General features: G+C 49.9%; 23 protein-coding genes. 22 read left to right on the top strand and 1 reads right to left on the bottom strand.

Annotated elements, in window-relative coordinates; genetic code table 11:
• The first annotated feature begins 6 nt into the window (after positions 1 to 6).
• The 10 genes from GXM22_RS08465 (at position 7) to GXM22_RS08425 (ending at position 5,746) form a co-directional block, all read left to right on the top strand.
• Positions 7 to 261, top strand: a complete 255-nt coding sequence (locus GXM22_RS08465) for a DUF4315 family protein (protein ID WP_005933616.1) — start codon at positions 7 to 9, stop codon at positions 259 to 261.
• Between the two features lie 2 nt (positions 262 to 263).
• The gene (locus tag GXM22_RS08460) at positions 264 to 1,004 is read left to right on the top strand and encodes a DUF4366 domain-containing protein (RefSeq protein WP_005933614.1); all 741 of its coding nucleotides are present in this window, start codon (positions 264 to 266) and stop codon (positions 1,002 to 1,004) included.
• Complete coding sequence (locus tag GXM22_RS15050; protein WP_005933612.1) at positions 1,001 to 1,177, top strand: hypothetical protein; 177 nt, start codon at positions 1,001 to 1,003, stop codon at positions 1,175 to 1,177. The genes GXM22_RS08460 and GXM22_RS15050 overlap by 4 nt, the downstream gene beginning before the upstream one ends.
• Before the next feature lie 4 nt (positions 1,178 to 1,181).
• On the top strand, positions 1,182 to 1,550 hold the full coding sequence (locus GXM22_RS08455; RefSeq protein WP_005933611.1) for a cysteine-rich VLP domain-containing protein: 369 nt from the start codon (positions 1,182 to 1,184) through the stop codon (positions 1,548 to 1,550).
• A 162-nt stretch (positions 1,551 to 1,712) separates the two neighbouring features.
• Positions 1,713 to 2,669: a hypothetical protein gene (locus tag GXM22_RS08450; protein WP_005933609.1), complete on the top strand. Its 957-nt coding sequence runs from the start codon at positions 1,713 to 1,715 to the stop codon at positions 2,667 to 2,669.
• Positions 2,670 to 2,682: 13 nt separating this feature from the next.
• The gene (locus GXM22_RS08445; RefSeq protein ID WP_005933606.1) at positions 2,683 to 3,282 is read left to right on the top strand and encodes a defense against restriction DarA-related protein; all 600 of its coding nucleotides are present in this window, start codon (positions 2,683 to 2,685) and stop codon (positions 3,280 to 3,282) included.
• 10 nt (positions 3,283 to 3,292) lie between these two features.
• Complete coding sequence (locus GXM22_RS08440; RefSeq protein ID WP_005933602.1) at positions 3,293 to 3,463, top strand: DUF4316 domain-containing protein; 171 nt, start codon at positions 3,293 to 3,295, stop codon at positions 3,461 to 3,463.
• Positions 3,460 to 3,807 (top strand): plasmid mobilization protein, encoded by a 348-nt coding sequence (locus GXM22_RS08435; RefSeq protein ID WP_005933598.1) that lies wholly within the window; start codon positions 3,460 to 3,462, stop codon positions 3,805 to 3,807. Before GXM22_RS08440 ends, GXM22_RS08435 begins: the two co-directional genes overlap by 4 nt.
• Before the next feature lie 163 nt (positions 3,808 to 3,970).
• On the top strand, positions 3,971 to 4,258 hold the full coding sequence (locus tag GXM22_RS08430) for a CD1845 family protein (protein ID WP_014080812.1): 288 nt from the start codon (positions 3,971 to 3,973) through the stop codon (positions 4,256 to 4,258).
• Positions 4,259 to 4,399: 141 nt separating this feature from the next.
• A complete protein-coding gene (locus tag GXM22_RS08425) occupies positions 4,400 to 5,746 on the top strand; it encodes a relaxase/mobilization nuclease domain-containing protein (protein ID WP_044025051.1) in 1,347 nt (448 codons plus the stop codon).
• Between the two features lie 203 nt (positions 5,747 to 5,949).
• Here GXM22_RS08425 and GXM22_RS08420 read toward each other — a convergent pair whose 3' ends face one another.
• Complete coding sequence (locus tag GXM22_RS08420; RefSeq protein WP_014080810.1) at positions 5,950 to 6,309, bottom strand: helix-turn-helix transcriptional regulator; 360 nt, start codon at positions 6,307 to 6,309, stop codon at positions 5,950 to 5,952.
• A 150-nt stretch (positions 6,310 to 6,459) separates the two neighbouring features.
• Here GXM22_RS08420 and GXM22_RS08415 point away from each other — a divergent pair, with 150 nt between their 5' ends.
• The 12 genes from GXM22_RS08415 to GXM22_RS08360 all read left to right on the top strand — a co-directional run bounded on the left by GXM22_RS08415 (position 6,460) and on the right by GXM22_RS08360 (position 16,243).
• Entirely contained in the window at positions 6,460 to 6,648 is a 189-nt protein-coding gene (locus GXM22_RS08415; protein ID WP_007884040.1) for a helix-turn-helix domain-containing protein, read from the top strand.
• A complete protein-coding gene (locus GXM22_RS08410) occupies positions 6,641 to 7,333 on the top strand; it encodes a response regulator transcription factor (protein ID WP_007884039.1) in 693 nt (230 codons plus the stop codon). The genes GXM22_RS08415 and GXM22_RS08410 overlap by 8 nt, the downstream gene beginning before the upstream one ends.
• Positions 7,334 to 7,338: 5 nt before the next feature.
• The gene (locus GXM22_RS08405; RefSeq protein WP_005933586.1) at positions 7,339 to 8,256 is read left to right on the top strand and encodes a sensor histidine kinase; all 918 of its coding nucleotides are present in this window, start codon (positions 7,339 to 7,341) and stop codon (positions 8,254 to 8,256) included.
• A gap of 134 nt (positions 8,257 to 8,390) precedes the next feature.
• A complete protein-coding gene (locus GXM22_RS08400; RefSeq protein WP_014080809.1) occupies positions 8,391 to 9,317 on the top strand; it encodes an ABC transporter ATP-binding protein in 927 nt (308 codons plus the stop codon).
• Entirely contained in the window at positions 9,301 to 10,095 is a 795-nt protein-coding gene (locus tag GXM22_RS08395; protein ID WP_005933582.1) for an ABC transporter permease, read from the top strand. Before GXM22_RS08400 ends, GXM22_RS08395 begins: the two co-directional genes overlap by 17 nt.
• 1 nt (position 10,096) lies before the next feature.
• The gene (locus GXM22_RS08390) at positions 10,097 to 10,876 is read left to right on the top strand and encodes an ABC transporter permease (RefSeq protein ID WP_005933580.1); all 780 of its coding nucleotides are present in this window, start codon (positions 10,097 to 10,099) and stop codon (positions 10,874 to 10,876) included.
• Between the two features lie 16 nt (positions 10,877 to 10,892).
• Positions 10,893 to 11,261 carry a YxeA family protein gene (locus GXM22_RS08385; RefSeq protein ID WP_005933575.1) on the top strand — a complete coding sequence of 123 codons (369 nt, stop codon included), beginning with the start codon at positions 10,893 to 10,895 and terminating at the stop codon, positions 11,259 to 11,261.
• A 467-nt stretch (positions 11,262 to 11,728) separates the two neighbouring features.
• Entirely contained in the window at positions 11,729 to 12,139 is a 411-nt protein-coding gene (locus GXM22_RS08380; protein WP_014080807.1) for a sigma-70 family RNA polymerase sigma factor, read from the top strand.
• Between the two features lie 499 nt (positions 12,140 to 12,638).
• Positions 12,639 to 12,875 carry a DUF6870 family protein gene (locus tag GXM22_RS08375; protein ID WP_005933564.1) on the top strand — a complete coding sequence of 79 codons (237 nt, stop codon included), beginning with the start codon at positions 12,639 to 12,641 and terminating at the stop codon, positions 12,873 to 12,875.
• Positions 12,876 to 12,993: 118 nt separating this feature from the next.
• Positions 12,994 to 14,676, top strand: coding sequence for a recombinase family protein (locus GXM22_RS08370; protein ID WP_005933562.1), 1,683 nt, complete (start codon positions 12,994 to 12,996; stop codon positions 14,674 to 14,676).
• 597 nt (positions 14,677 to 15,273) lie between these two features.
• Positions 15,274 to 15,687, top strand: a complete 414-nt coding sequence (locus GXM22_RS08365; RefSeq protein ID WP_035394329.1) for an RNA polymerase sigma factor — start codon at positions 15,274 to 15,276, stop codon at positions 15,685 to 15,687.
• A 103-nt stretch (positions 15,688 to 15,790) separates the two neighbouring features.
• The gene (locus GXM22_RS08360) at positions 15,791 to 16,243 is read left to right on the top strand and encodes a hypothetical protein (protein WP_005933558.1); all 453 of its coding nucleotides are present in this window, start codon (positions 15,791 to 15,793) and stop codon (positions 16,241 to 16,243) included.
• Positions 16,244 to 16,252: the final 9 nt, after the last annotated feature.

Below are 16,252 nucleotides of genomic sequence, written 5' to 3'. Positions count from 1 at the left end.
TCATTTATGGCAACAGCAAAAAGCATGAAAATCCAAGCCGAGATTGATAAGGTCAAGGCCAAAATCAGCGAACAGCAGGCCCGGCTCAGGGAGCTGGAGCAGAAAAAGCTGGAGGCGGAAAACAGCGAGATCGTGGACATCGTGCGTGGCATGAGCATCCCCCTTGCGGAACTGCCCCTGCTGTTTGAAAAGCTGAAAGGCGGCGGGGCTTTGGGACAAAGTGTCCCGAAGTCCGAGGATGAGGAAAAGGAGGAAAACTGAATATGAAACGGTTTCGAGTTTTGACAGCGGTGCTTTGTGCCGCTGTTTTGTTATGCGGCTTTAGCGTTCCCGCCTATGCCTACGCAGGCGGCGAGGGCGAGGACTACGGCGATCCCACAATGGAAACCCCGGCCCCGGAGCCGACTATTACGCCGGGCGAGGGCTTTTCCGAGGAGGGAAACCTTGTAACCCGTGATCTGCTCTATGACGAGCACACCAACAAGCAGTTTATTACCGTACAGACCAGCGGCGGCAATACCTTTTACATTGTCATTGATTATGACAAGCCTGTGGACGAGGAAGGTGAACAGTATGAAACCTACTTTTTCAGCGTTGTGGATGAGGGGGATCTGCTGGCCGCAGCCGAGGCCGCTGGCGTGGAACAGGCGGTCTGCTCCTGTCCGGAGAAATGTGCGGCGGGGACTGTGAATACAGACTGCCCGGTGTGCTCCGTCAATCTGGCAAAATGCGTAGGCGCAGAGCCGGAGCCCGAGCCTGCCCCAGAGCCGGAGCCGGAACCCGAGAAGCCGGGCAACGCCGGGATGATCCTTTTGGTGCTGGCTGTCATGGGCATCGGCGGCGGGGCCGCATGGTATTTCAAGATTTACTGTCCGAAACACCAGCAAGCTGACCAGCCCGAGGAGGACGATGGCGGGGAGTACCCGGACTATGACGAGTTTGAAGATGACGGCCCCCCGTGGGACGAGGAGGACGAAACCGAAGAAAAGGAGGAAATCAGATGAATTTTACCAACAGTCCCTTTGAACGAATGATGAAAGAAAAACCCCGTCCCCAGGCTCCCGCTGAGAACAGGCCGCCCAGGGGCTCCGCCTGTTATGGCTGCTGTTACTGGCGGGGGATCGCCTGTGTGTCCTGCTACAAGGAGCTTTTGAAGGCCGGGGCTGGCGGGAGGTGATGGATTGTCCCGTGAACTGACACGCAAGGAAAAGACAGCGATCCGCTCTCTTGTGGTAACATGGTGCGCTAACTATGACCGGGAATACGGATGCCTGCCGCTGGATAGCGATTGCTATATGCTGGGTAAATGCTGGACGGGATCATACTGCCGCTATTTCCGGGAGTCCGTCCTGCCCCTTGATCCGGCGCTGGAAGTGGCCCTTATGAGCGAGGGCCCAAGGCCGGATTTTAAGATATGCCCGGTATGCGGCGGGCCTGTTCCCCCGGACAGGCGGCAGGCGTACTGCTCGGCGGCCTGTGCAAAGAAAGCCCACCGCCGCCAGCAACGGGAATATATGCGGAAAAAGCGGGGTGCATCCGTTGACAATTAGGGCCTGTAAAACCCGCTTATAGCAAGGCTTTCCGGGGCCATTTCGTTGGCCTGCCGTATCATTCTACGGTCTGGCCCCGTTTGCCCCGATGCTGTCAACATCCATACAGCGGGACTTTGGGACACTTTGTCCCGAAGTACCCGCTTTCTGAGAGGAGGAATTATGCCGAAATATTACCCCATCAATGAGGAGGCCGCCCGGCGTGCCAAAAACGCCAACAGCTTTTCCGACTATGTTCCCGGCTCCGCCACCGCCGCTTACCGTGAAATGGTGGATCGGGCCTATACCCTCGGGAAACAGCAGAAAGGGCGTGTCGATCCCATGTACCACGAAAAGATTGACGGGCTCATAGACCGCTATGCCCGCAAGCTGGCGGAGAACATCAACCAGTGCAATCTCATAGATGCCCGTGTACCCTCGATCCTCATCGCCGGAGGCTCCAACTTCCCGGTGCGGAAAAAGGAAAAGCAGAACGCCGCCCGGGATAAGAATATGGGCGAATATATGCAGATCGAGGGCCTGCTGGATAAGGTGCGCTCAACAGGTATGGGCGGGATCAGCGCAGACGATGACCGGGCCGTGGAAAAGCTGGAGGCGAAGCTGGCAGGGCTGGAGGCCATGCAGGAGGAAATGAAAACCGTCAATGCCTACTACCGCAAGCATAAAACGCTGGAGGGCTGTCCCGTCCTGTCCGCCGAGGAAATTGGAAAGTTCCAGTCCTCTATGGCATCCGACTGGCGCAAAAATCCCGTACCCTATCCGTCCTATCTGCTTACCAACAACAACGCCAACATCCGCCGCACACGCCAGCGCATTGAGGATTTGAAAAGCCAGTCGGAATATGCGGGCTGGGCCTTTCCCGGGGGACGGGCGGAAATCAACGAAGGAGAAAACCGCTTGCAGCTCTTTTTTGAGGAAAAGCCATCGGAGGAACAGCGGCGGGAACTGAAAAGCAACGGTTTTAAGTGGGCTCCCAGCCAGGGAGCATGGCAGAGACAGCTTACGAAAAATGCCATATATGCGGCGGGCCGGATGGAATTTTTGCGCCCGGAGGATGGGCAGAGCCCTTACCAGCTCCAGCCCTTTGCCCGGAAAACGGAAAAGGATATGACACGATGAAGGAGGTGTATTTGTGGACAAAAATCAAGGCTATTCCATTTTGAAGGCTGTGATGCTGGAAAATGGCAGGGGCTTTGCGCTGGGGCATCATCCCACAGCTCCATCCCCCTATGTCACATGGGCCTGTTACGATGATAAGAACGGCCAGCGGCAGTATGAATGGGGACATTACGGCAACGATCTGGCCGCTATGGAACAGGATTTTTCAGACCGGGTAAAGGACTATCAGCGGCTTTACTATGTGGGGATCGTGCAGACCGAGGCCCCCGGCCTTTACAAATATTACTCTACCCAGCGGCCTGTGGACATCGGGACATTCCCCAAACCGCCCCACAATGCCCCGGATGAGATCGTCAACTATGACCGCCGCATCCCGGTGGAGGGCGGCGCATTTCTGGCATGGGGGCATCTGACTTATACAAGACCGCTGACCGAAAAGGAGGCGTCTGACTATGAGCTCCGTCCTGCCTCCGTCATTTCTGAATTATCCCGAAAAAACGATGACAGGCCCCTCTCGATTGCCCAGCAGATGAAAGAGGCCGGAGCTCTGGCCGAAGCCAGCCAGGGCGATCCCATCCATAAGAAAAAGGCCCCCGACCGGGGCGACCGATAGGAGGATTTGTATGGAAGAAAGATATAACCCGATGAAAAGTGCGGAGATCGCCACCGAGCACAATTACAATATGCTGGACGGTGTTCTCAATAACCAGGCCCCACCCCCGGAGGAAAAGGAGCTGGATAAGGTTAAGGAACCGCCCCACAAGCGCCGGAGCCGGGAACGGGAGGAACGATGACAAAGAAACGCCGCCGCCCGATCCATCTCCATGTGATGGTGTCCGAGGAGGAGCAGGCCCTTATTCAACAACGCATGGCCGAGTCGGGCATCCGCAATATGGGGGCCTATATGCGGAAAATGGCCCTCAATGGCTATGTGCTCCATGTTGACCTCTCGCCCGTCCGGGAGTTGGTATCGCTCCAGCGGCGGTGCTCAAACAACCTCAATCAAGTGGCGATCCAGGCCAACACCTACGGCGGGATTTACCCCGAGGAGATCGCCGCTTTGCAACGGGACTATGCCGCCCTGTGGGGGCCGCTGTTCGATCTGCTGAAAAAGCTCTCCGCATTGGTGGAGCTCTGATCCTGCCGGGGAGTGGCGTATGCCGCTCCCCGGTTTTCACTACTTCGGGACAATTTGTCCCGAGGTGCTGAAAGCCGGAGGCATCCTTGTTGTCCCTCCCGGACAGAGGTATAATTATCATGTAAGGAACCATAAACCACACTTTTCAAGGAGGTATCAAGCGATGCGGATCATTCTGAAACTTTTAGCGGCCCCCTTTGTTCTGGCCCTCACGCTCCTTGTGGCAGTATTGAATTTTGCTTTTTCCTTTGCGTCATGGGTGTTCTGCGCCCTGTCCTTTCTCTGTCTGATCGGAGCCCTGTTTGCTTTAATCACGGGGGATCGCTGGGGCATACAGGGGCTTGTGATCGCCTTTGCTGTTTCGCCCTTCGGCCTGCCCGCTGTGGCGGAGTGGCTCATTGACAAGCTGGACAGTCTCAACTACTCGCTAAAGAGTTTTATCACAGGATAACGCTTTGGGACAATTTGTCCCGAAGCCCCCTGCGGCGGCTGGACGGACAGCCGCCGTTTTCTTTTGGAAGGAGGTGTGCTCACGGCTACAACTTATATCCGGCCCTACAAGGTGGCGGCTGGGAAAGGCGCTGTCCAGACAATGGAGGAACGCTTTAACTATGGGCTTAATCCGAAAAAGCTGGGAGCCCTGTCCTCATACCTCTGCGATCCGGCCACGGCTCCCGCTGAGTTTCTGCTGGTAAAGAGTCAGTACCAGGCGGAAATGGGCCGGGCCGTAGAGCGTGGAGCCCTGTTTTTTCAAATCCGGCAGGCGTTCCCACCCGGCGAAGTAACAGCAGAGGAGGCCAACCAGATCGGCTATGAAACAGCCATGCGCTGGACAAAGGGAAAGTATCAGTTTTTTGTCTGCACCCACACAGACAAGAGCCACCTCCACAATCACATTTATTTCAATTCAACGGCCTTTGACCGCTCCCGGAAGTTCCATAATTTTATCGGCTCCAGCTTTGCTCTGCGGCGGCTCTCTGACCGGGTGTGCGTTGAGCATGACCTCTCTGTGATCCAAAATCCAAAACAGCACAGCAAGGGCCGGTATCTCCATTATGGCCAGTGGATTGTGGAAAAGCCGCCCTCTGCAAAACAGCGGGTGCGGCTGGCCATCGTGGAGGCTCTGAAAAAACAGCCCGCCGATTTTCCGGCGTTTCTGAGGCTCATGGAGGAGACCGGCTTTCTGGTAAAGCATGGCCGTGGCGGTGTGATCTCCTTTCTTGCTCCCGGACAGGATAAGCCCACCCGCCTGCGGGCATCTACCCTCGGGGATGGTTTTGATCCCGAGGACATCCGGGCTATGATTGCCGGGGAGCGTCCGATCCCGGAGCTCCCGCAGGAGGCTCCGGCTCCTGCCCGGCGTGTTAATCTGATTATAGACATTCAAGAGCGCATGGCACAGGGCAAGGGCCCGGCCTATGAACGGTGGGCCAAGGTTTACAATCTGAAACAGATGGCTGCTGCGCTCCAGTACCTGCGGGAAAATGATTTGATGGACTATGAGGCGCTGGCGGCCAGTACAGAAAAGGCAGTAGAGCGTTTTCACACGCTGTCCGAGGAATTGCGGCAAACGGAGGCGGAGCTGGAAAAGACCTCCGGGCTCATGGCGGCTACTGTGGACTACGCAAAAACCCGGCCTGTGTTTGACGGTTACAAGGCGGCCCGGTACAGTAAAAAATATCTGTCGGAGCATGAGGCGGAGCTTGCCGCTTACCGGGCGGCCCGGGCCACTATGAATGAGCTTTTGGACGGTGCAAAATTGCCAAAGATGGCGGATATGAAAAAGTCCCGCCAGGAATTGGCGGGAAAGAAAAAAGCCCTCTATGCGGAATACCGCAAGGCCCAGGCGGATATGCGGCAGGCTGTGGCGGTCAAAGCGAACATAGATCATCTGCTCGGCGTGACAGACGGGCGGGAAAATAAGGCCCAGGAGCGATAGCGACAGGCCGCAGACAACAGGCGCATAGCGCCGGAACTTTGGGACAATTTGTCCCGAAGTCCAGCGGGTTTGGGGAGCTCCCCAACAAGCATTTTTGCGGGCCTGCGGCCAGCAAAAATTTCGGAGTGTGGCCACACCCGAATTGCTTGCCGAAACGCGCAACCCCGGAAGTGGCGCGAAAAAACGGAGGCGCGTGTTTCTCTTTACGCATCCTCCGTTTCCTTGGCCGCTTTCATCGCTTGGATTGTAGCTTCAACGATTTTCAATTCTCTTTCGTCCAAGGCGTTCAACATGGCATCAATCCGCTTCCTGCACTCGCTCCCGCTATTCTGGGACGGGTAAAAGTATTGATCCACCGATATATCAAACATTGTGACCATCTGATAAAAGGTGTTGAAGCTTGGATGCTGACCATCATTTTCATTATACATAATGGTACGCGGAGCGCGGTCAACAATATAGGCCAGTTGCTCCTGTGTCATACCGCTGGCTTCTCTTGCACGCTTGATGGCGAGCCCTATATCGTGAAAATCAAAGCGTCTTTCATCTCGTTCTATCTTCATAACATCACCTGATATGATTTTACATTTCATGTGATATTATTTGAACGACTGTGTATTTCATACTACTGACTATTTAATTTCACATTCTTTTCTTCCAAAACTTGTATTGTTCGAGTCGAAGAACTATAATATACTCTATGGAGGTGCAGAATGGATTATATGACACTAAAAGAGGCCGCCGAAAAATGGGGCGTGACACCTCGTAGAGTAAATTACTATTGTGCTGCCGGGCGTATTCCTGGTGCTGTAAAGATGGCAACTATCTGGCTAATTCCAAAAGATGCGGAAAAGCCGATTGACGGAAGGACAAAACAAGGAAAGGAGTTGCGCCATGAATAAAATCCTGATTATAGATGATGACAAAGAGCTGTGCACTTTGATTAAACGTAGCGTACAAGCAGAAAACATAGAAGCTGATTTTTGTAATACCGGAAAAGAGGGCTTACAAAAATTAAGAGAGCAGGAATACCAGCTTGTGGTGCTGGATGTGATGATGCCCGGCATGGACGGGTTTGAAACGCTGGAAGAAATTCGCAAGGAGTACAGCTTGCCGATTTTGATGTTCACATCTAAAAATGACAGCATTTCTAAAGTACGGGGCTTACGGGCCGGAGCGGACGATTATCTTACAAAACCGTTTGATATGGATGAACTGATTGCCCGTATTGCGTCTCTTATTCGCCGCTACACTCGCTTTAATCAGCAAGCTGGAGCCATACAAAAGCTAAATTTTTACGGATTGCAGATTGACCTTGAAAATCGTTCTGTTACTACATCAAACGGCACTTTTGAACTGCCCCCAAAGGAATTTGATTTGCTCCTGTACTGTGCAAAACATCAAGGGAAAATTTTGACCAAACAGCAGATTTATGAGGAAGTATGGGGCGAAGAATATTTCTATGATGACAGTAACATTATGGCGATTATCAGCCGACTTCGTAAAAAATTAGAAGTCAATCCTTCAAGCCCAAAGTATATACAAACGGTCAAAGGGATTGGCTACCGGTTTAATAAGGAGGTGTAGTCAGCATGGAAATTATCGTATCCTTGTCCATTGTGATTGCTGTTGTGGCTGTATTGACTTCCATCGTTCTCGTTCGGCGTGTAAAAAAACAAATAGCAGAAATGACCGATGTGCTGGTTGATGTGAAAAACGGAAATGGCAACCGGCGTATTCTATCTGCAACAAATGAACTGACAGCACCTCTTGCCTATGAAATCAATGAGATCGTTGTGGCCTATGAAAGCAGACTTTCAACTGTACGGCAGACAGAAGAAACCAACCGCCAACTTATGACGAGCCTTTCCCATGACGTGCGAACGCCCCTTACTACTCTGATTGGGTATCTTGACGCTGCACACAAAGGACTGGTCACAGGAAAAGACCGGGATGATTATATTGAAACCGCCCGCCGGAAAGCCCATGATCTGAAAGAATATATTGATGTACTCTTTGACTGGTTCAAGTTAAATTCAAACGAGTTTGCTTTGGAAATCCAGAGCGTTGAGGCCGCAGAGCTGACAAGAAATATCCTCATTGACTGGATACCGATTTTTGAGGATAAACAGGTTGAGTATGACATCGATATTCCCGAACAGCCTGTCCGGGTAAGATTGGATATGGACAGCTATATGAGGATCATCAATAACCTTATTCAAAATGTAATCGCTCACAGCCATGCAGACAAAATCAAAATTGCCCTGTCAAAGAAGGAAAATAACATGGAGTTGCTGCTGGCGGATAATGGAGTGGGAATTGAGAAGGAAGATTTGAAACACATTTTTGAACGGCTCTATAAGTGTGACAAAGGACGGTCTGAAAAAGGAAGCGGTCTTGGTCTTTCTATTGTCCATCAGCTTGTAGAAAAGATGGGTGGGAGTATAACAGTTGAAAGTTTGCCGGGAAAAGGAACTGAATTTATGTTGCTTTTTCCTTTGGAGAGTTAAGCGGGTTCCCGTCTTTATGGCGGGAGCCTTTGTCATTTTACTGGATTTCAAATTGCAAGGTTAATGCAAGGTTGCGGCAAGGTTAATGCAAGGTTGGCATGATAGAATACCTTACAGAACAGGAGGTTTTGAATATGGATACAAATTATATCATTGAAACAAAAAATCTGACGAAGCAATACGGCTCACAAAAGAGTGTGGCTGACTTAAATATTCATGTGAAGCGTGGGAGAATTTACGGTCTGCTGGGCAGAAACGGAGCCGGAAAAACCACTACCATGAAAATGCTGTTGGGCTTAACGGAGCCGACTTCCGGGGAGGTCAAAATCTGGGGAAAGTCTTTGCAAGGGAATGAAAAGAAGTTGCTCCCCCGCATTGGCAGTCTAATTGAGTCCCCCGGCTTTTATCCCAATCTGACCGGCACAGAGAACCTGCGTATCTTTGCTACTCTGCGGGGCGTACCAAACAATCATGCTATCAAAGATGCTCTGGATCTGGTAGGACTGCCCTACAAAGATAAAAAGCTCTTTTCACAGTATTCTCTTGGCATGAAGCAGCGGCTTGCCATCGCCCTTGCCGTTATGCACGATCCGGAGCTTTTGATTTTGGATGAGCCGATCAACGGCCTCGACCCCATCGGTATTGCAGAAGTACGTTCCTTTATTCGTGAGCTTTGTGACGCGCGAGGAAAAACCATTTTGATTTCCAGTCACATTCTTTCGGAGATTTCCTTGCTGGCTGACGATATTGGAATTATCGACCACGGCGCATTGCTGGAAGAAGAAAGCCTTGCTGAGCTGGAGCAAAAAAGCAGTAAGCATATCCGGTTTACGCTCTCTGATACTGCACAGGCGGCAAGAATTTTGGAGCGCAATTTCCATGAAAACCATTTCTCCATACAGGACGACCACAATTTGCGCCTGCACAACCTTGATCTACCTGTGGGGAAAATTGTAACTGCCTTTGTAGAAAACGGATTGGAGGTATCAGAGGCGCATACCTGTGAAGAAAGTCTTGAGGATTATTTCAAGAGAGTAACAGGGGGTGAGGGAATTGCTTAAACTGGTTCAATGTGAGTTCGCGAAATTGAAGAGAAAAAAAATCATCCCACTTGTGTTTTTGTCCGCTTTTTTATTTCCTATTCCCATTACCTTTCTGATGGCAACACCGAGAATGTTGGAGAAGTACCCAAATAAATCAGTCCTTTTTGATGGATTGTTCAATATGGTTATGGGATATGGCGTTATTTTTCTCTTGCCGTGTATCATCGGTGTCATTGCAGCAATGCTGTTTTTTATGGAACGGGACAATGACACTTTCAAAAATTTACGCACAATCCCGGTAACAAGTACACAGATGATTATGGCAAAGATCATTGTGCTATTTATTTTTGGAGTTATCTTTTGCCTTGCTTCCATGCTTGCTACCATTGTTTGCGGCAGTTTCTCAATGGAAGTGCATGGTCTTACCTATAAACTACTTGTTGCAGTTGAACTTGGAATATTCATTACAGCGGGAACTTTGCCGATTATCGTACTTGTGGTCTTTTTCAGCAAAACATACATCTTCTCCATTCTGCTATGTGTGTTTTACAGTGTAGTGAGCCTTACCGTCGAAACATTGTTCGGAACATTGCCTAAATGGTTATGTTGGCTCATGCCTATCCCGCTTACAACGCTCTGGGGTGCGGGAGATATGGTGAAACATGGGTTTCCATTGAATGTAAATGCCTTGGAAGCAATTATTCCCTCAACCTTTCAGACGGTTATCATTCTTGGGATAATGGCTGTTGCATCAATCTCATTGATCGACTTCTTATACAAGAAAAGGGGGGAATAAAATGTATCGGATCATTAAAACAGAATTATGGAAGTTAAAGCGGTATCATATCATTTGGGCTGGTATTCTGCTAATGCTTCTTTCCGTTGGAATTACTCTTTTTGCTTCTACTGCATTAGATGGTACAGTTTGGACTTTCCCTCATTTGGTCGAACGCGTCATTCAAAATAATACGACAACCATTTTTCCTATGTGCATTACTCTGATTGCAGGATATATCATTGCTCGTGAAAAATCAGATGATACCTTAAAAAGCATTATGACAATACCTGTTTCCTACCCTGCGTTGATTGGCGGAAAACTGATTGTTTGCGGTTTCCTGTCCGTATTTTTGGGTATGGCAAGTACATTTTTTACTGTCGCTGCGGAATTACTTGTTGGCTTTCCGGGATTTTCGGTAACAGCCGTAATACAGGCTTTGATACAGATCACCCTTAATACCTTATTTTTGTATATAGCCGTAACTCCGATTATAGCCTTTACCGCCCGTATTCCTAACGGGCACATGATAGGTGTTATTCTTGCATTTGTCTATGGCTACGGGGGAATGTTCGCAGCCGGAAATATGTCCCTTGCAAATCTCTATCCGATTACAGCGAGTATGGGACTGATCCAGTACCGAAGCCATGATGCGGCTGTTCATTGGAATATAGGCTTATGCAGCCTAAGTATGATAGTCGTCTTATTGATTTCTGTGGCTATTGTAGTTACAACAAAAAATGTTTCATCCGCAAAAGTTGTTAAAAAGCCGAAAAAAACCGCCCTCAAAAAAGGCTGGTAAACAGGAGGACTTACACATGAAGAAAAAAATATTGATTGGGATTGGTGCCGGTGCTTTCGTGGCAATCTGTTTTGGTATTTTACTGCTTTCAGGTGCAGGCAGCACCTATTACTATTCACAGATCGACAACACCAAGATCGAGCAGACGGGATCTGCCGGAGGTGTAATTAACTTTGGGGGAAGCATGGACTACTCCTACACGCTGCGTTGTTATGACGAGGACGGAAACGAAAAGGACATTACCTTTGGAACATCGAGGGAATTGAAAGAGGACGCCTTTATTCGTCTGACGGTAATGCCCATTCGTGGAGTGCTGGAATGGGTTGAAGTTCAGTATGACGAGCTTCCCACAGCCGTACAAAAAGAATATACAGCACCGCAATAAAGAGAATAGATAATTGATTATCACCTAAAATATAGCTGCCGCACGACGGCAAAAGAAAAAAAGCCGTCGTACAGCAGACACATTTTCACGCGCCTATGAAATGGCGGCTTTGATTTTCAGAGCCGCCGTTTCTTTGCGTTTACACAAACCTATGACGACTTGCAGGGACACGGTAGCCGATTGGAGGTTAATTTACCGTGTCCTTCTTTTTATTTCGCAGTATCCATGACCTGCACCAGTTAAAAAAAGCGTAGCTCCCCCATCGGAGCAGTCCGGCTTTGAATGTGAAATTAAACAGTACATAACCGATAATATATTTTCATGCGCTTGTGCGGCCTTGTGTCGCGCAGGCGCATTTTGCTTTCCAGACTTCGAGACAAAGTGTCCCGAGGTGCGGTGCCGTTCTCCGCCGTTACTCCATTTCGTTTCCGACCAACCCCGAACAAACTGAAATGGAGGATTTTACGATGACTACTATCAATTTGAAAGATTTTTATTATTGGTACACGCAGGATCAGCTTATCGAAGTTTCTGACGAGGTGGCCGAGGTATTCAAGGCCGATGCCCGCTATGAAATGGCCTACCAGCGGCGGCTCTCCCGGCACAAGGCGCAGTATTCTCTGGACTGCGATGACGGGATTGAGTATTCCGCTTGCCTGCATGAGCCGACCCCGCAGGAGCTCCTTGAACGGATGGAAACCTTTCTTCGTCTGTGGAACGCTCTCAATTCTCTGCCGGAGATCCAAGGCCGTAGAATTGACGCACATATCATTCTTGGCAAGTCGATTAAGGAAATTGCCGAGGCCGAGGGCGTACATGAGGAGTCTATTCGCCAGTCGATCAAGCGTGGCCTTGAACGCATGAAAAAAAATTTTTGATTTTTTCTTCTTAACCCACTTGGAATTGATGAAAAAATGTCTCGGTTTATGAGAGGAGGTTTTCTTCTTAACGCAAGGGAATAACGGCAACCCTGAGTAAGTACGGGGAGCCAGACGGTGGGTGCGCGGTGACATTTCCCTAAAGAGATTGAGCGAACAACACCAACACTGTAAATGGGCCCGGCCATCCCAAGGCCATGATCCGGCGCTGAACAGGTTGGCTGCCTGTTCCTCCGGGCTTGTCGCTTTGCTTGCGTTGAGAGCGCCGCACAGAAAATAACGATTGTCTTTGGACAGGCCAAGTAAATATGTGCGGCGCTCTCTAATATTCAAAAACTATAATAAACCTCGAGACAAAGTGTCCCAAGGTGGAGTAAGGCAACAGACCAGCATCCCGGCGGTGCTGGTCTGTTGCGTTTCCCCACCAAACAGAGGGAGGCGTTCTATCAATCTGCGAAGGAGGTTTACCGTGAAATTAACTACACAGGAACTTGAACAAATGAGAAGCGTTGACATTGGCGCGGTGGCTGCCGAGTCCCTGCCTGATGTGAGCGGTATGACCTTTGACAATGCGCTTTCCCGAAAGGAGCGCATCTCTCGATTTTTGCAGACTGTCAAAAATCCATACTGCTTTTGCATCGGTGGTGTTGGCGTGAAAATTGAATTTGCTGAAAGCGGGCCATCTCTCCAAGATAAGCTGACGGATTTCCTGCTGCGGCAAAGAAGCGGGCTGTAACTTCGGTTACAGCTCATTTTGCTTCTTCGAGACAAAGTGTCCCGAAGCGGAGGCATCCTTGTTGTCCTCCCCGGACAGAGTTATAATATAAGTGTAATGTGATAGGGAAGGAGGAACAATGGCACGAGCAAAAAACAGAGGGTATCAGCAGAGTTTCTCTCCCTCTTACACAATCCGCCGCTGGCGGCTGGGCATCTATATCCGGCTTTCAAAGGAAGATTTGAAAAAAGGAAAAGACGATAGCAACAGCGTAAAGAACCAGCGTGACCTACTGAACGATTTTTACCGACGCAACATTGACGAGTTTGAAAGTATCACGGAATATGTAGATGACGGACATACTGGAACGGACGCTAACCGTGAAGATTTTCAACGGCTCTTGGCGGATGTCGTGAGTGGTAAAATCAACTGCGTTATAGTAAAAGACCTGTCCCGCTTCGCACGAAATTATAGCGATGCCGGAAGTTTGATCGATAACCTGTTTGTTCAAATGGGTGTTCGCTTTATCAGCCTTGCTGAGAATGTGGACAGCTACAAGAACCCCGACAGCGTTTCAAATATCATCGTTCCCATTACAAACGTGATGAACGATAATTACTGCTATCAGACTTCCAAAAAGATCCGGCAGGTATTTGATTACAAACGGCGCAACGGCCAGTATATCGGAGCATTTGCTCCTTACGGCTATGTAAAGCACCCAAAGGACAAGCACAGGCTGATTGTTGATCCCGATGCTGCTGAAAATGTCAAACTCATTTTCACAATGCTTATTCAAGGGTCATCAAAACGTGCTATCGCGCTGTACCTGAACGAACACGGCGTACCGAGCCCCTCGGCTTACAAGGTACAAAAGGGCTTGCCTGTTTCGACAAGAGGGTATGACGATCCTATGTGGGGAGTCCGCATGATCCACTCCATTCTTACCAATCCGACCTACACCGGGGATTTAGCCCAAGGCCGAAGCCGGGTGAAAAGCTACAAGGTACACCAGATTGAAGCTGTTCCCCGCGAGGAATGGGTGGAAGTGGCTGGAACGCATGAGGCCATTATCGACTATGAAACTTTCGACAAGGTACAGGCTCTCTTACAGCGTGATACCCGTACTTCCCCGAAAGGCCGTGAGGTACATTTATTCAGCGGCTTTCTGAAATGTGCCGATTGCGGGCGGGCCATTACCCGATGCGTTGGCAAGAACAACAATGTATATTATTCTTGCTCAACCTACAAGAACCGTTCCCGGACAGCCTGCACCATGCACTCAATCAAGCATGAACGGCTGGAGGCTGCTGTTCTGTTCGCTGTACAGCATCAGGTACATTTGGCTGTTTCCTACTCGGAAATCGTCACGCAGATCAATTCCGCTCCAATCAAAAAAAGCCAGTCTTACCGACTGGACGATCTGATAGCTGCAAAAGAGCGAGAACTGACAAAAATAACACGCTACAAGCAATCTCTTTATCAGGACTGGAAAGACGGTGAAATCACCCAGCAGGAATACCGGGATATGAAGGCAGACTATGAACGGCAGACTTCTGATATTTCCGCAGTGCTCACTCGTCTGAACGCTGAACGCGCAGAACTGGCAAACGGTGTAGACAACGAGCATCCTGCACTGGTAGCCTTTATGAAGTATCAGAACATTGAAGCCCTCAACCGTGAAATCTTGGTTGAGCTTGTGGACTATATCAAGGTCTATGAAAACGGTAATATCAGCGTGAAATTCAAATTTGCTGACGAGCTCCGCAAGATTGCCGAGTACATTGAAATCAACACTACGGAAGATACCGCAGTAGCGGGCTAACCCCCGCTACGAACCCCTTTGACAGTGTGTTTTCCTAATAGGCGCTAATCATATAGTGATACAATTACACTCCCTGAAGGTGGAAACTATATCGGCATTGAATGTGAAAATTTCACTGGAAGCATTGAATTGAATATGGAGTAACATTCTGCCGGACGACGGCAAAAGAAAAAAAGCCGTCGTAAAGCAGACACATTTCCACGCGCCTATGAAGCGGTGGCTTTGATTTCAGAGCCGCCGTTTCTTTTCGTTTATCCTAAACCAACGACGACCTAACACCGTGTAAATCCACGGCGGCACATAGGAGGATGCCGCCGTGTCTATGTTTGCCTTTTTTCACAGTACCCATGACCTGCACCAGCTAAAAAAAGCCTGTTCCCAGCAGCGGAGCAATGCGGTCAGAAGTATGCACTATACCATGTAATTAAACAGCAAAATATATTCCATGACGCTCGTATGGCTTTATGCCGTCCGGGCGCTTTTTTGTCCCTATGGAGCCGGAACATCGGGTCAGCATGGCCCGAACTTTATCCCCGGTGCCGCGCCCCACCACCCCATTCAGATTTTCCCAAAAAAGTCTGAATGGAGGAAGGACAGATGGAAGTTACCATCAATTATAACGGACAAGCTGTGGCCGTGGAGGTCACGCTGGAAGTCTATGAATTTCTTGATCGGGCAGATCACAAAACGGAGAACCTGTTCCATGAACAGCGGCGGCATTGGGATGGCCGGGAGTTTGACGAGTACATCATTACCACCGAGGGTGTAGGAGCCTACGGCGAAACGCCGGAAGAATACCTTTGCCGCATGGAAACGCTACATGAGCTGATGGCAGTTCTGGACACCTGTACCGAGGCCCAGCGCCGCCGGTTCCTGCTCTATGCGCTTGACGGGCTGAGCCTTGCAGAGATCGGTGTGCTGTGCGGCTGCTCCAAAGTGGCTGTGTATCAAAGTGTGGAGGCGGTCAGAAAAAAATTTATAAATTTCTTTGAGAGCAGGCTTAACGAATGACCTGTTTTCTGGCTACCAAGTGAAAGGGATCATTTCCCTTATCTCAGCGAGGGGCGGACAGCGGACGAGCTGCCCGCCTCTCCGATTTTCAGGAGGTAAGCCTATGAAAACAATCAATCTGCGGTGGATGTATCCCCACTACCGGCATGACGAGTTTGTGGATGTTACGGACGAGGTATGGGCAGCGATGTATCAGGCCCAGCGGGAGATGGAGAACTATGAGCGTCGGAAAGTCTACCACCGCGCCTACTACTCTCTGGAGGCATACAGCTGGCTGGAAAATTACGCACTGGAACACAGCAGATCGCCGGAAGATATTTTGCTGGAACGAGAAGAAATGACCACCCGCCTGCACCTGATAGCAGCTCTGCCGGTGGCTCTGGCTCATGCCACTCCGACACAGGCCCGCCGTGTTCACGCCTACTACATTGCCGGTATCAAGCAGCCGGAAATCTCCCGGAGAGAGGGCGTCCACAGCAGCAAGGTCAGCGTTTCCATCCGTCGGGGTCTGCGGAATATGCGCCGCTGCTATGATGACCTTTTTCAAACAGAGTGAGGGCGTGCC

The sequence above is a fragment of the Faecalibacterium duncaniae genome (assembly GCF_010509575.1).
GTDB lineage: Bacteria > Bacillota > Clostridia > Oscillospirales > Ruminococcaceae > Faecalibacterium > Faecalibacterium duncaniae.
The sequence above is the reverse complement of the archived record's forward strand: the minus strand, read 5'-3'. Positions and strand labels throughout refer to the sequence as shown.